The sequence below is a fragment of the Cylindrospermopsis sp. CR12 genome, assembly GCF_001432185.1.
Taxonomy (GTDB): domain Bacteria; phylum Cyanobacteriota; class Cyanobacteriia; order Cyanobacteriales; family Nostocaceae; genus Raphidiopsis; species Raphidiopsis raciborskii.
Genome location: NZ_LMVE01000106.1, coordinates 13802 through 27071, shown reverse-complemented (window position 1 = coordinate 27071; position 13270 = coordinate 13802). Strand labels below are relative to the sequence as shown.

The 13270-nt window shown below is 39.8% G+C and carries 14 protein-coding genes and 1 tRNA gene; 7 read left to right on the top strand and 8 right to left on the bottom strand.

Annotated elements, in window-relative coordinates:
* Window positions 1-12 precede the first annotated feature (12 nt).
* Genes ASL19_RS18295 through ASL19_RS11845 form a run of 3 tightly spaced genes read left to right on the top strand, consistent with a single transcriptional unit; the run spans window position 13 to window position 1470 of the window.
* On the top strand, window positions 13-150 hold the full coding sequence (locus ASL19_RS18295) for a hypothetical protein (protein WP_006275827.1): 138 nt from the start codon (window positions 13-15) through the stop codon (window positions 148-150).
* Window positions 150-623: a type II 3-dehydroquinate dehydratase gene (gene aroQ / locus ASL19_RS11850; RefSeq protein WP_006275826.1), complete on the top strand. Its 474-nt coding sequence runs from the start codon at window positions 150-152 to the stop codon at window positions 621-623. Before ASL19_RS18295 ends, aroQ begins: the two co-directional genes overlap by 1 nt.
* A complete protein-coding gene (locus ASL19_RS11845; RefSeq protein WP_235528991.1) occupies window positions 613-1470 on the top strand; it encodes a hypothetical protein in 858 nt (285 codons plus the stop codon). Before aroQ ends, ASL19_RS11845 begins: the two co-directional genes overlap by 11 nt.
* A 6-nt stretch (window positions 1471-1476) precedes the next feature.
* Here ASL19_RS11845 and proB read toward each other — a convergent pair whose 3' ends face one another.
* From proB to ASL19_RS11810, 7 genes are all read right to left on the bottom strand, one after another.
* Entirely contained in the window at window positions 1477-2586 is a 1110-nt protein-coding gene (gene proB, locus ASL19_RS11840) for a glutamate 5-kinase (protein WP_057178506.1), read from the bottom strand.
* 193 nt (window positions 2587-2779) lie between these two features.
* Window positions 2780-3319: a YqeG family HAD IIIA-type phosphatase gene (locus tag ASL19_RS11835; protein ID WP_057178505.1), complete on the bottom strand. Its 540-nt coding sequence runs from the start codon at window positions 3317-3319 to the stop codon at window positions 2780-2782.
* A 106-nt stretch (window positions 3320-3425) separates the two neighbouring features.
* Complete coding sequence (locus tag ASL19_RS11830) at window positions 3426-4001, bottom strand: DUF3727 domain-containing protein (protein ID WP_057178504.1); 576 nt, start codon at window positions 3999-4001, stop codon at window positions 3426-3428.
* A gap of 110 nt (window positions 4002-4111) precedes the next feature.
* Window positions 4112-4576 (bottom strand): Holliday junction resolvase RuvX, encoded by a 465-nt coding sequence (gene ruvX, locus ASL19_RS11825; RefSeq protein ID WP_057178503.1) that lies wholly within the window; start codon window positions 4574-4576, stop codon window positions 4112-4114.
* A 4-nt stretch (window positions 4577-4580) separates the two neighbouring features.
* Window positions 4581-5768, bottom strand: coding sequence for a GNAT family N-acetyltransferase (locus ASL19_RS11820; RefSeq protein ID WP_057178502.1), 1188 nt, complete (start codon window positions 5766-5768; stop codon window positions 4581-4583).
* Window positions 5769-5932: 164 nt separating this feature from the next.
* On the bottom strand, window positions 5933-6139 hold the full coding sequence (locus ASL19_RS11815) for a hypothetical protein (RefSeq protein WP_006275819.1): 207 nt from the start codon (window positions 6137-6139) through the stop codon (window positions 5933-5935).
* A gap of 107 nt (window positions 6140-6246) precedes the next feature.
* Window positions 6247-7128 (bottom strand): 4-hydroxybenzoate solanesyltransferase, encoded by an 882-nt coding sequence (locus tag ASL19_RS11810; protein ID WP_057178501.1) that lies wholly within the window; start codon window positions 7126-7128, stop codon window positions 6247-6249.
* A 115-nt stretch (window positions 7129-7243) separates the two neighbouring features.
* On the opposite strand from ASL19_RS11810, the gene ASL19_RS11805 reads away from it, so the two are divergent.
* Window positions 7244-8884: a Ppx/GppA phosphatase family protein gene (locus tag ASL19_RS11805; protein WP_057178500.1), complete on the top strand. Its 1641-nt coding sequence runs from the start codon at window positions 7244-7246 to the stop codon at window positions 8882-8884.
* Between the two features lie 70 nt (window positions 8885-8954).
* On the top strand, window positions 8955-10934 hold the full coding sequence (locus ASL19_RS11800) for a hypothetical protein (protein WP_057178499.1): 1980 nt from the start codon (window positions 8955-8957) through the stop codon (window positions 10932-10934).
* Window positions 10935-11120: 186 nt separating this feature from the next.
* On the opposite strand, the gene ASL19_RS11795 is transcribed toward ASL19_RS11800, so the two are convergent.
* Window positions 11121-11192: transfer RNA gene (locus ASL19_RS11795), tRNA-Thr, on the bottom strand.
* Between the two features lie 251 nt (window positions 11193-11443).
* Here ASL19_RS11795 and argF point away from each other — a divergent pair.
* Window positions 11444-12364 carry an ornithine carbamoyltransferase gene (argF, locus tag ASL19_RS11790; protein ID WP_057178498.1) on the top strand — a complete coding sequence of 307 codons (921 nt, stop codon included), beginning with the start codon at window positions 11444-11446 and terminating at the stop codon, window positions 12362-12364.
* A gap of 235 nt (window positions 12365-12599) precedes the next feature.
* Complete coding sequence (gene lexA, locus ASL19_RS11785) at window positions 12600-13232, top strand: transcriptional repressor LexA (RefSeq protein ID WP_040007947.1); 633 nt, start codon at window positions 12600-12602, stop codon at window positions 13230-13232.
* Window positions 13233-13270: the final 38 nt, after the last annotated feature.

Here is a 13270-nt window from a genome sequence, read left to right as displayed (position 1 = left end):
GTGTTCAGTTAAATGGACTATATAGAAAAGGTACTGGAAAAGCTTAAAGAATTAGCCCGGAAGTTGGTAGAAGCACTACTAGGTCCGGAAGTGGAACCCGAGGGGGAACTCATCCCTATTCCAGTGCACGAACGCCCACGAGGTCGTTAATGACCGGAATACATGGCTCTAACTTTTATGCCAGTGTTTTAGTGCTGCATGGACCCAATCTTAATCTCCTAGGACAGCGAGAACCGGGTGTTTACGGTTCTCAGAGCCTAGAAGAGATAAACTCCCTCCTCGCAGCAGAAGCTGTAAGATTGGGTGTGAAGGTTACTCCCTTCCAGTCTAATCACGAAGGAGTGCTAATAGATAATATCCATGCTGCCACAAAACAGCACCAAGGCATAGTAATTAATGCGGGTGCCTACACCCATACTAGTGTGGCTATTAGAGATGCGATCGCCGGTGTTAATTTACCTGCGGTAGAGGTTCATCTAAGTAATATTTATCGCCGAGAGGATTTTCGTCATCATTCCTACATAGCTCCAGTGGTGATTGGACAAATTAGTGGATTTGGCGTTCAGAGTTATATATTAGGTTTACAAGCACTGGTGCATTATCTCAGAAAGAATGAGATTTAATCATATCATGCGTTATTCTCTAAGGAGTCGAGTTAGGGGTATTTTTTTGGGGATGCTGCTAGGCGAAACTTTAACTAATCAGGAATCGGTCAGTTTGGGGGAAATTGCAGTTTCAGGTAGTCAGAGTTTGATTAAGTGGGGTAGATTGGAAATAGAGGAATGGTGGGAGAATTACCAAAACACCACAAGTACAGCGGGAATAATTGTCATAGCTGCACTACCCCTGGCCATTTTTTACCATGAAGATCCAGACAAGTTCAAAGAAAATTTACAGCAATTCCTCAAACTTGGCAATGCGGATCCAGAAGAAAGAGATAACGCTTTAGCTTGGGGATATGTCCTAATCAAATGTCTAACAGAAACATTAAACACTGTTACTCTGATTCCTGAAACAATTGATTTTTTAGGAAATACAACCTCTCCTCTCCCAGAAAGCTTATTAAAACTAAATAACTTGTTAAAGCAACAAGCAGGAATAGTACGAATGGGGGCGGAGTTTAACTTGCAGGAAAATATCAGTCACAATATGGCCCTTTCCCTTTATTGCTTTTTGAGTAGTGTGGAAGATTTCAAATTAAGCCTTTTGCGAAGTAATAAACAAGCTCAAATTTTCAACTGCTATTGTAGTGTGCTCACAGGGGTGATGTCGGGAGCATACAACAGCGTACAGGGAATTCCAGTGAACTGGAAAATTTTACTATCCCTAAAACCGGGAATGGACAATCTTTCTCAAATAGAAGAACTAACAGACAACCTGGTAAGATTGTGGTCAGGTGCATATAACGTCAATATACAACTTGCTCCTCATTCCATATTTGCCGCACCACATCTAATTCGAGCAAGGTGATTCTTGTCAAATCAAAACCAGGTTATCCCTATGAACAACGGTTTCTATACCCCCGTAACCTAAAATATCTTCAATATCCTGGGAATGACAACCGCGAATTTTTTCCAACTCTTGACTGTTATAGTTAACCAATCCCCTGGCAATCTCATTACCTTGAAGATCACATAATTGCACCGCGTCTTGACTGTCAAATTCCCCCTCTACCATTTTAATTCCTGCTGGTAATAAGGATTTTCCACCGCGAGAAATGGCTATAACTGCTCCCTCATCCAAGTATAACTTTCCTACTGGAACTAAACCATAAGCTATCCACCTTTTTCTAGCGGAAGTTGGTTCTGGTTGAGGTGCAAAGTGAGTTCCTATTTGCTCTCCCGCGATAATTTTTTCTATGTCATGGGGAAAACGTCCTTGGGTAATTACCGTGCGCACCCCCCCCACCATAGCAATCCGAGCAGCAGATATTTTTGTCATCATCCCCCCTGTGCCCCATGGTGAACCCTGTCCCCCTGCTTGAATCTTCAGATCCTCCAGTTCTCTGGTGTTACTAATTAGGCTAATCGGTTGAGCATTGCGTACTTTCCTTGGATCAGCTGAATATAACCGATCAACATCTGTTAGCAAAAATAGCCAGTCTGCTTCTACTAAACTGGCAACCAAAGCTGAAAGAGTGTCGTTATCGCCAAATTTTAATTCCTCTACTGCTACCGTGTCATTTTCATTGACTATGGGAATTACTCCTAGTCCTAATAACTCTTGAAATGTATTATAGGCATTTAAATATCGGCTACGTTCTACTAAATCCGCCCGGGTTAATAATACTTGGGCTATGGGTTGTTCTAAGGTGGTAAATAGGTCATCATAAATACGCATGAGACGACCCTGTCCTACCGCAGCTACAGCTTGTTTTAAGGCCATGGCTTTAGGTCTTTCTGTTAGTCCGAGTCGGGCACAACCTACACCCACAGCACCCGAAGAAACTAAAATCACCTTGTGCCCTTGCTGTCTTAAACGACAGAGGGTTTCTGTGAGGGTAGCAATGGTGGAAAGGGCTAATTTCCCAGTTTCCGCTTGAGTGAGGCTAGAAGTGCCTATTTTAACTACTATTGTCTCCGTCATCTGTGATCAGCAAAAAGTTGCACAACGTCTTTCCCTCTATGGTGAAGGAAGACGTTGCACGATTTTATATTTACTTATGATTATTTAGGGCTTTATTTTTTTGCCCCATGTTATTGATAATTATCTTCCCCGATTTTTTTCCCGATCTAAAATTCCTTAATTATTTCTTTAGATTTAGTTTTGTTTCGCTTTATCAATTTTTGTGAACTTTTGTGTGCTTAGGTCTAATAGAAGCTCCCAGAATCTCCGAGATCCAAACTTCTACATTGCGAATAGAATAACCACGCAAAACAGTACCCTCATGAACCATAGGTTCCACCAGGATAGTAAACATTCCCAAACGGTTACCAGCAACTACATCAGTAAACAGGCGATCGCCTACCATAGCAACCTGATTAGCAGACAAGTTCATTTCTCGTAGTGCTGCTCTAATTTTACGTCGTGAAGGTTTGGCCGCGCCTAGGTAGTAAGGTAAATTTAAAGACTTAGCAATAGAGCTAATGCGGGGTTGACTTAAATTATTACTAACCAACCATAATGCTGCATATTGTCTTATTTCCATGACCCACCGTTCTAATTCTGGGGAGACAGAGTTAGCAGTTATAGGTACTAGAGTATCATCAACATCTAAAATGAGTCCTTTGAGTCCATATTGTTGAATGATATCCGGTGTCAGATTTAAAATCGGACCGTGTAAGATCAAATCTGGTTGTAAGATTTCACTCCAAATCATGGCTTCCTCAAATGAGTGGACTAGGAAAATATAGCTCGAGCTTAGATATGCTAAAGCCTAACTGGGGAAGCCTCAAATGGGCTGATTTTAGTTTTCCCCAGTTAGACTATTCGACTGTATCAAACAGATATTCTTCTAAAAGGGGCTGAACCTGATTGAACTCCTCTGGGGAAAGCAGCTGGGGTTTACCACTCTGAGTTTTTCTAGCAAAAAATAGGAGTGGATCAATAGGTGTATAAATTTCGTACTCTTGGTCTTCGTAATAAAAATTGGTCAGCAGTTGTAATTGCTCTGGTTCCGTCTCTTGTTCTTCCTCACCCTCAACTTCTAGGGTCAAGATCTCAGATTCTTCCACTGGTGGTAGCTCACCAGTTACAGTCAAAGCGTAAGCAGTGTTTTTTAAAGTTAAATTCTGCTCAGATAAGACAGCCTGAGCAGTGCTGAAAATCCGATCAATTGTTTGATCATCGTCTACTAAAGTTGCTTCTTCTTCGTCTCCATAACCCTCCCAGGCAAAAATTTGTATAGGAGAGTCCACAGGTAAAAGCAAAATATACTCTTGACCTTCTATCTCAAAGGAATTCTCTATATAACAATCGAGCGATCGCCCTTTTTCATCTGTTAAAGTAATCAAATCAGCATCAGTACGGTCATTTTCTTCGGAAAAGTCAGAGGAATACATAGTTACACAATCTAAATTTATCAATACTCAAATGCACCAGAATCATTATTGAGTAATAGTCTTGAGGATATCACCTTTAAAGGTACTAGAACAAGAAAAAATCACCCAGGTTATAGTTCAATATTTTGCGGAGTTCTTAACCTTCTATCGTCTAACCACTGCTGTAAAATTATGGATGCTGCTTTGCGGTCCACTAAACCTTTATTATAGGATGGTGAGCGATTTTCCGCTAGGAGTATTTGCTCAGCTTGAAAAGAGGTTAATCGCTCATCTACATGCTCCAGGGGTAACCCTAGAGCTTTAGCTAGTCTATTAGCAAACTTCTGTATTCGACGGGCTTGCTCTCCCATAGAACCATCCCCGGAGTAGGGTATACCAACAACTAAAATTTGCACTCGTCGCTTTTCTACCAGTCCCCGTATTTCCTGTAGATCTTCTACAAAGGACTTGCGTTGGATTGTAGTTATACCTGTGGCAATTAGTCCGGTACCATCGCAACCAGCAACGCCCACACGTTTACTACCCACATCCAACCCCAGAGCGGATATGAAAGATTTTGACTGGAATTCAACCACTACTCTAATTATTCTCCTGTGGTGATTCTGATGGCTCAATTGTAAGAGCGACCATTTCTGACTTACCCATGGTTACTTCAGGAACAGGTGGGGATTTAGGAATCCAGGACATACCACCGGGAATAGGTTTACGTGCAGGTTGTAGTCCCTGAAGCACCTCCGTCCACTGAATACCTTCCAAGGAGACAAATTTAGACTCCCGGATTTTATGCCACACGGAGCGAGACATAATTAGGGTGTGTTCAATCCGCTGGGCACCAATATTCTCCAGGTATTGTTCCCTTTCGGGTTGATAATCGGATGACGCTAATTTTAGATTCTGTTGGGGAAAATCTTGAGTAATACGAGCCAATTGAGATAACAATTCTGGATATAACCAGGTGTAAGCTGGATGAACTGTTAAGGTAGCTACATGAGGACTAGTTCCTTGTCTGTCTAATTGCAATTCAAAGTAACCAATTGCCGCCTTACGCTGAGGTTCAAATACATAGGCACTCACTACCTCTGTCTCCTCTACCCATTGTTTAATAGCATTACCAATTATATCGAATAAACTAGTTTTAAAATCATGCGTGTGGCGATCAAATACCTGTCTTACCAAAGGCGGCATGGATGCCGTATCTAACTGGTACAATAGGGGTGCATCCGCATTACTAACCGGTAGGAGATTAGGTAAATCCGGCTCAGCCTGTGCTAATTCTTGTAATAGATCTGGTTTAATTTCCCAATAGGTGGTTTCCGCTAAACGCTGAAATCCATTTTGACGATAAAGTGCCAAAGCACTGACATCATTAATGTTTACTTCTAATATCCACGTACGAGCTTCTAAAATTGATTCAAAGCAGTGGCGTAGTAGTTGGGAGCCTATGCCCAATTTATCAGCGCAGGTATCTAACATGACTTGGTCAACACGCCAAGTGCTGCGGGTGCGATTGAAAGGGGAAACTTGAATTGCGCCTAGCAACTTACGACCGCGCTCCGCTACAAATTGACGGAAACGATGTTGCCATGGGTTGGGGAAGCAGTTTAAAAATTTCAGCACTCCAAACCAGTGACCTAGCCACTGCATGCCAAAAATACCATACTTGGTAGGGACTTCTCTAGGACGTCTCAACTGTTCAAGAGCGTCTAGATCCCTATATTGTACGGGACGAATTATCAGTTCCAGATTTGGAGGAAGTAGTGAGTTCATTTCGATTTAAAAGGATTATATCCAGATCTAAGAAGCTGGTTTCACGCTACCAATATGAAAAACATTGCCGAACGCTCACCAACTATAGCACTTTTTTGTGGAATTTTTGTTCGTTTTTTATGCCAAACCAGGGATTTGGGCAACTTTCTCCTAAAAATGGTTGGCTAAAATGCTTGACGAGAGGCCATTTTTTCAAAGCAGGCTTGGGTTTGATGAAGTAATTGCTGGCGGCTATCTTGCTGAATTTGTTTTAGAGTAGGAACCAAATTGCGAGCTTGTAGGGTCATGTGTAGCTGTAAATGGGCTACGTATTCACTAATGTCCTGGCTTTCATTTTCCACAGCAGTTCTTGTTAATACTTTTGATTCCATGACCACTTTTTTCTCCTTGGGCGCTAAATTTTAATACATAATCAAAACCTATCACATTGTTTTACTTAGCTTATTGATTTGCAATCAACCTTAACATTTGAGGTTATCTAGGTAGATCCCAGAATCATCCCTAAGAGGATCAAGAAACCTATGCCCACATTTTGACTGAACATTTTTCCATATTCCCGGTTAGGTAGCTTAGGATCCCTTAATCGTAGCACTTGCCAAAACCAACCAAGACTAGCAATCAATAAGCTGATCCAAAAAAATATATTTAATTTTAAAGAAATAGCCTCCGCCATTAACAGTATAATAGTACCGAGGAAAAAAATACCCACAGCGTTAGGAGTCTGATCACCAAAAAATAGGGCGCTAGATTTAACGCCAATGCGCTCATCGTCCAGGCGATCGCTCATGGCATAGATGGTATCAAATCCCAAAGTCCAAAGGACTGTGGCCCCCCACAAAAACCAGGTGGGTAGAGAAATATTGCCTGTGACTGCACTCCAACTAATCAAAACGGCAAAACCCCAGGCCAAAGAAAGAATTAGTTGGGGTATGGGAAATACTCGTTTAGCGCCGGGATATAGTAATATTACTGGTAAAGCGCTCACGGATAACCAAAAGCTCAAGGGATTAAGATAGAAGGCGAGAATAGCTGCACAAACCAGGGCAACAATTCCCACCACTACACCAACTTTCACCGAAAGAGCTCGGGAAGCTAAAGGGCGATCGCGCGTTCTGTTAACCTGGGTATCAATGTCCCTATCCCATAAATCATTGACCACACAACCAGCAGCACTGGTAGCTAAACTACCTAATATAATTACTATTACTAGGATTGTGGGTGGTTTGCCATCAGCTGCCAAAAACAGGGCCCATAAAGCGGGAATCATCAAAATTAGCCTACCCCCTGGTTTATGCCACCGTAAGAGGCGCATAATGATAAACCATAATGGTTTTTGATTGCCTTCTGGTGTGGTTTGCATGTTTACTAGATTTGCACTTTGAGTCTACATCTATAGAATATCCTTTTTGGAAGACTTGGCGGATCCGGAAACCTAGCTTTTTTGTCCATCTAAATTAAGAGAGAACACACTCATAATGGTGAATATAGTTCCTGCTAACTGGAATGTTGTACCAGTTCCATCGGTGAAGCCAAATCCAATTATTGCCTCTATTGATATTGGCACTAATTCTTTGCATATAGTCGTAGTACGTATTGAACCAACCTTACCAACTTTTACAGTAATTGCTAAGGAAAAGGAAACTGTCAGACTGGGCGATCGCAATTTAGAAACTGGGGATTTAAAACCGGAAGTTATGAAAAAGGCGATCGCCTGTTTAGGTCGTTTTCAAGAACTGGCGAAGAGTTTTGAAACTGATAGTATTATTGCTGTAGCTACCAGTGCAGTTAGAGAAGCACCCAACGGTAGAATTTTTTTACATCAAATAGAGACTGAGTTAGGTTTAGATGTAGACTTAATTTCTGGACAGGAGGAAGCGCGACGGATTTACTTAGGTGTGTTGTCGGGGATGGAGTTTAATCAACAACCACATATTATCATTGATATTGGAGGAGGTTCTACGGAATTAATTTTAGGTGATTCTCAAGAACCTCGCAGTTTAACCAGTACCAAAATCGGCGCAGTGCGACTAACTGGGGAATTAATTACAACCGATCCTATTGTTAATACAGAATTTCAATACTTACAGGCTTATGCTAAAGGAATGTTAGAGCGTTCTGTAGAAGATATACTTTCTAAACTGCAACCAGGTGAGATTCCTAAGCTGGTGGGAACTTCCGGGACGATTGAAACCATAGCCACCATTCATGCTAAGGAGAAAATGGGAATTGTACCTTCTACTCTTAACGGTTATTGTTTTAGTCTCCACGATTTACAAACCTGGGTAACCCGTTTAAAAAGAATGAGCAATGTAGAGCGATCGGCAATTTCGGGAATGCCCGATAGAAGGTCAGAAGTAATACTGGCTGGAGCAGTAATATTACAGGAAGCAATGACATTGTTGGGATTAGAAACCATCACAGTTTGTGAACGTTCCTTGAGAGAAGGTGTAATAGTTGACTGGATGCTCACCCATGGATTTATTGCGGATCGACTACAATATCAAAGTTCTATTCGGGAGAGAAATGTTTTAAAGCTGGCTCAAAAGTACCATATTAACTTAGAGTGTAGTCAACGGGTAGCGGAATTCGCTTTGACTTTATTTAGTCAAACTCAAGGCAAATTACACAATTGGGGTGAAGATACCAGAGAATTATTATGGGCTGGGGCGGTTTTACATAATTGTGGTCACCATATTAGCCATTCAGCACATCATAAACATTCCTATTATTTAATTAGGAATGGGGAGTTATTAGGTTACAATGAGACAGAAATAGAAATTATTGCCAACTTGGCCCGTTATCATCGCAAATCACCACCCAAGAAAAAGCATGAAAACTTCCAAAATCTAACCCATAAAGGACATCGACAAATGGTATCCCAATTGAGTGCCATTTTGCGGGTAGCTGTGGCTTTAGACAGGAGACAAATTGGAGCAGTTCGTGGGATTAAGTGTGAATACTTACCTACCATTAGGCAATTAGAGATGGTTGTTTCTCCCAGTAGGTATGATGATGATTGTGATCTAGAAATGTGGAGTTTAGACTTGAAAAAGCAAGTGTTTGAGCAAGAATTTGGGGTTAAGCTAGTGGCCCATTTAGCTCGATTTAATAGGTAAGCAAGCATCCGGTTTAATCTTAGGATTTTGTTTTTTGACCATAGAATCACAATAAGTTTTATTTTTTCCTATGCTAGTTGATTTAAGTGGGCGGATTAGAAATACGCACTTACCAGGTTCTAAAGCTTTACTACCTCTGTTTGAAGCTGTAGTTAATTCTATTCATGCAGTTGAGGACGCAAAAATCAAGAATGGATTTATCAAGATATTGATTCAAAGAGGTTCTGCTCCAATCAAAGGTTTTATAGTAGTAGATAATGGCATAGGGTTTGACGAAAAAAACTACAATTCTTTTTGTACTTCTGATTCAACCTGGAAGATATCGAGAGGTTCAAAGGGTATAGGCAGATTTTTATGGCTAAAAGCTTTTAGCCATATTACAGTTAGTAGTGTTTATAAAAGTGCTGGCAATTATTTCAGACGGGAGTTTAATTTCAGTACAGAAAAAGGAGTTTATGAACATACTCATGAAAATTTGAACACATCTGATATAGAATGCCAGACAATTGTACAATTAACGGATTATCAAAGTCCTTATAAAGAAAAATGTCCCCAGGAAGCTGATGCTATTGCTAAAAAAATTCTTGATCACTGTATTGCATATTTTTTATTAGATACAGTCCCTTTAATTGAGGTAATTGACGAGGGACACTCAATCAATCTGAATGATTATTTTGTAAGTAGGCTCAAGCCTAATTCAGAAGAACGCGAATTTCAATTATCCGGGCATAAATTTTCTCTAAAAAGCTTAAAGTTTTATGGTTTTGAAAACTCAGAACATCAACTATGTTATTGTGCGAATCATAGGGAAGTGAAATCAGAAAATCTTGATAAACACATAGTTGATTTAACTAAAAACAGAAAAATTAGATATGAAGATAATAAACCATTTACCTATTTAGCATATATTTCTGGCTCATATCTTGATGAGCATGTAAATTCAGAGAGAATAAATTTTAATATACCTGACGAACCTGATAATTTTGCTATAGTAGAACCACGAGATATTTCTTTGAAAGAAATAAGAAACGCTGCGGTGAACATGATCGAGAAAGAATTATCTCCATTTTTAAAAACTATTAGAGAAAATAAAGAGCAAGAAATCAGAAATTTCATTTTTAATGATGCTCCTGAATATCGTCCATTACTAAAATATGCTGCTGAAAGCCTAAAGCAAATTCCGCCTGGATTGCCCTCAACTAAACTTGATATTGAACTGCATAAACTTCAGTCAAAATTTGAGCTTGAAATAAAAGAAAAAGGAAAAGAAATTCTTACTTACACTGTTGAAGATTTCCTAAAATATCCCGAATATTCACACAAGTTTCACCAATTTCTTGAACGATATAATGATATCGGTAAGTCTAAACTAGCAGAGTATGTGATTCACAAAAAAGTTATATTGGATATTTTTGAAAAGAATTTAAAAAAAGACGATGATGGCAAATATAAATTAGAAAAAGACATCCACGAAATTGTTTTTCCCCTCAGAAGTACATCCGAAGATGTCGCATTTGAAAGACAAAACCTATGGATTATTGACGAAAAATTAACCTATCATCAATACCTGGCTTCTGATCAACCTCTGGATACCCTTGAGGATTTAGAAATTGATAGCACCGAAAGACCTGATTTGCTAATTTTTAATAACCCAATAGCTTTTGTTGAAGGAGAAGAACAACCTTATTCATCAGTTGTCATAGTTGAATTTAAACGCCCTATGCGCGGGAGGTATAAAGATAATGAAAACCCAATTACTCAAGTCTACGACTATATTAGAAAAATTAAGTCGGGTAGTTTTGTTGACAGAGAAGGTAGATTGGTTAATTTACCTGAGCACATTCCTTTTTATGCCTATATTATTTGTGATTTAACTCCAAAAATTAAAGGCTTTGCAGAAGATGCTACCTATTATCCAACACCAGATTTACAAGGTTACTTTGGTTATAATCCCAGGCTTAATACTTATGTCGAAATTCTGTCTTTTACTAAACTCATTAACGATGCCAAAAGGCGAAATAATGTCTTGTTTAAAAAACTGAATTTATGATTATTTAATGTTAAATATCTTTGGGAGTTGAAAGATCGGAAGGTCGTCGGTTTAATTTGCAGGTTATAATGGTAAACAAATTATTGACCGCGAAAAACAATAATTTGTCAACGGGGACAATAATTTGGCAATACGGACATTAATTTGTCAACGCGGTCAAATAATTTGGCAAGCGACAGCACAAAAAGCCAGCAGTCAGGATTGAACTGACGACCTTCCGATTACAAGTCGGATGCACTACCGCTGTGCTATGCTGGCAAAGGGCTAGGATGTAATTAATGCCCACTGACATCCAATCATAGCACAGAACCAAAATTTGTCCAGTGGTTTTTTCTAAAAATCTGGCAAAAAAGTCCCAAAAATTTTTCCCCCAGTGCTATAGTATAAATATGGCATACAAAATCCTGTAATTTCAGGTAACAATAGTTAGTAGAGTTTCAACTTGAAAACCTAGTACTGTTGAAATATCTGAAAAACTTAAAAAACACTTAATAATACAAATCATCAGCATGGTAGCATTGACTGGAAGAGACTTACTAGGTTTAGGAGACCTAAGTTCTACAGAACTACTAGAACTCCTTTCCATGGCAACATTACTCAAATCACAAAAACTAACACTACATTCCAACAAGGTTTTGGGTTTGTTATTCTCCAAGGCCTCCACTCGCACTAGAGTAAGTTTTACAGTGGCTATGTACCAATTAGGAGGTCAGGTAATTGACCTGCATCCAAATGTCACCCAGGTGAGTCGAGGTGAACCTGTGCAAGATACCGCTAGGGTATTAGACCGTTATTTAGATGTCTTAGCAATTAGAACCTTTGCCCAACAAGAATTGGTCACCTTTGCTCACTACGCTAAAATACCAGTAATTAATGCTCTAACAGATCTAGAACACCCCTGTCAGATCTTAGCAGATTTATTGACTATTCGAGAAGTATTCAGTGATTTAACAGGATTAACCCTTACCTATGTAGGGGATGGTAATAACGTAGCTAATTCCCTAATGTTGGGTTGTGCCTTAGCTGGCATGAATGTAAGGATAGCTTTCCCACAAGGATACGCCCCCAATCAAGATATTGTAGAAAAAGCCCGGGCTATTGCTGGTGATAAAACTGAAGTAATGCTTACCCATGATCCAGTCATAGGAGCTAAAAATGCCCACATCCTTTACACTGATGTTTGGGCAAGTATGGGTCAGGAATCAGAAGCTGATAATCGTCTACCAATCTTCCAACCCTATCAAATTTCCCAGGATTTACTCAGTCTAGCAGATCCCCAAGCCATAGTTTTACACTGTCTACCCGCCCACCGTGGGGAAGAAATTACCGATGAGGTAATAGAGGGTTCCCAATCAAAAGTTTGGGATCAGGCTGAAAATAGATTGCATGCTCAAAAAGCTTTACTGGCTAGTATTTTGGGCGCTAACTGAATTTTTTTCGCTCAACTTTCGGCTCTAAGAACCGTAAAATCCAAATTCTCATGGGCCCAAGTTGATTGACAACAGAGTTTTTTTAAATTACAATGGATAAATAGCTTTCCCTATATCCAATCCTACCGCCAGAATATTAATTTATTGTTAAGAAATACCCAATAGGGTCTTGTTAAGGGAAACTTTTTGTAGTACAAATGTTCTAAGGACATTTGTTGTTGCTTTCCCCAAAAATATGGAAAAACTGACGGAAGCCCAAAACGAACTATACGAATGGTTGGTAGAATATATTCGGGTTAATCAACATTCACCGTCTATTCGTCAAATGATGCAGGGAGTAAATTTGAAGTCTCCTGCACCGGTTCAAAGCAGGTTGGAACACTTGCGGAACAAGGGATACATTGGCTGGGATGAGGGTAAGGCACGAACCATTAGAATATTGCATTCTAGTAAGTACGGCGTGCCCATTTTAGGAACCATTGCAGCAGGGGGCTTGATTGAACCTTTTGCTGATGCGGTAGAGTGTGAGTACTTAGATTTAGCCAATCTGCCTATTCCTCCTCAAAGTTATGCTTTGCGGGTAGCTGGTGATAGTATGATTGAGGATTTAATTGCTGATGGTGATGTGGTATTCCTGCGTCCTGTGGCTGAACCCAATCTGATGAAAAATGGCACCATTGTTGCTGCTAGGGTGGAGGGATATGGTACAACCTTAAAACGGTTTTATCTTGAGGGAGATATGGTCACTCTTAAACCAGCTAATTCCAACTATCAACCTATTCAAGTCCCCGCTATTCATGTGGAAATACAAGGTTCTTTAGTCGGTGTCTGGCGAAACTACAATTATGGCTTTAGCCAAAATGCTTAGGAGCTGCTACGGGTCTAGTCCTAATTAGTTTGAATAAA

Coding starts and splice junctions, on each gene's coding strand:
- ASL19_RS11835 (WP_057178505.1), bottom strand. CDS start 3,319: ATGATTTGGAGTGAAATCTTACAACCAGATTTGATCTTACACGGTCCG.
- ASL19_RS11815 (WP_006275819.1), bottom strand. CDS start 6,139: ATGGAATCAAAAGTATTAACAAGAACTGCTGTGGAAAATGAAAGCCAG.
- ASL19_RS11820 (WP_057178502.1), bottom strand. CDS start 5,768: ATGAACTCACTACTTCCTCCAAATCTGGAACTGATAATTCGTCCCGTA.
- lexA (WP_040007947.1), top strand. CDS start 12,600: ATGGAAAAACTGACGGAAGCCCAAAACGAACTATACGAATGGTTGGTA.
- ASL19_RS11845 (WP_235528991.1), top strand. CDS start 613: ATGAGATTTAATCATATCATGCGTTATTCTCTAAGGAGTCGAGTTAGG.
- ASL19_RS11800 (WP_057178499.1), top strand. CDS start 8,955: ATGCTAGTTGATTTAAGTGGGCGGATTAGAAATACGCACTTACCAGGT.
- ASL19_RS11830 (WP_057178504.1), bottom strand. CDS start 4,001: ATGTATTCCTCTGACTTTTCCGAAGAAAATGACCGTACTGATGCTGAT.
- ASL19_RS11810 (WP_057178501.1), bottom strand. CDS start 7,128: ATGCAAACCACACCAGAAGGCAATCAAAAACCATTATGGTTTATCATT.
- argF (WP_057178498.1), top strand. CDS start 11,444: ATGGTAGCATTGACTGGAAGAGACTTACTAGGTTTAGGAGACCTAAGT.
- ASL19_RS18295 (WP_006275827.1), top strand. CDS start 13: ATGGACTATATAGAAAAGGTACTGGAAAAGCTTAAAGAATTAGCCCGG.
- ASL19_RS11805 (WP_057178500.1), top strand. CDS start 7,244: ATGGTGAATATAGTTCCTGCTAACTGGAATGTTGTACCAGTTCCATCG.
- proB (WP_057178506.1), bottom strand. CDS start 2,586: ATGACGGAGACAATAGTAGTTAAAATAGGCACTTCTAGCCTCACTCAA.
- aroQ (WP_006275826.1), top strand. CDS start 150: ATGACCGGAATACATGGCTCTAACTTTTATGCCAGTGTTTTAGTGCTG.